General features: G+C 34.3%; 1 protein-coding gene. It reads right to left on the bottom strand.

Features of this window, described 5'->3' with window-relative positions; all coding sequences use genetic code 11:
- Positions 1–27 precede the first annotated feature (27 nt).
- A complete protein-coding gene (locus tag A6E03_RS09225) occupies positions 28–618 on the bottom strand; it encodes an outer membrane beta-barrel protein (RefSeq protein ID WP_065600700.1) in 591 nt (196 codons plus the stop codon).
- Between the last annotated feature and the right edge of the window lie 102 nt (positions 619–720).

Here is a 720-nt window from a genome sequence, read left to right on the forward strand (position 1 = left end):
TGTTGATGCATTTGTTATGCTGCTGATTTAGAAGAAATAACGAGCACCTAGATAAAAACCAGTTAACGTTAAATTAGCTTCTTCTATCTCTGTAAATGCAGCTCGATAGCCTAAATTTAAATCTAATCCATACGGTAATCGAGTGCCAATTTCAGCACCCAATTGGTAACCCATTTCTTTTTTTGAATAGTTTTGATTTGCGCTGTCTTTAACATTGATATCTATTTGGCCAACACCAACCATTGGAGCAAAGTAAATATTTCCAAAATCATAGAGGACAAATAGTTTAGCTTTAGCATTAATGAAAAATGCATCACCATCAGAGCTTAAAGAGCCTGTATTATCAATTTCACCAAATGTTCGATACTCAGCTTCAATGCTAGTTTTGACGACTCGGTGAGTATCAAATTCATAACCTGCGACAAGGTTGTAACCTAAATCACTTGATTCTTCTGCTGATGCATTCCCTATTTCAAGCTCAACATTGTTAGCCATCGATAAATCAGCACCAATATAAAATTGATTATTAGATTTTTGAACGTGCTCATTAACATTTGCGTAAGAAGATGCACTCGTCAGAATAAGAGAAGCAGCAATTAGTCCTTTAAGCTTACCCATTTAGTATTACTCTCAATAAAAAGAATCATATTATCATAGCAAAATAGAATGCGGTAATTATTAATATAAGTCTTTCAAAAGCGGCATAACGCCTGCATAACA

Source organism: Aliivibrio sp. 1S128 (assembly GCF_001691065.1).
Classification (GTDB): Bacteria; Pseudomonadota; Gammaproteobacteria; order Enterobacterales; family Vibrionaceae; genus Aliivibrio.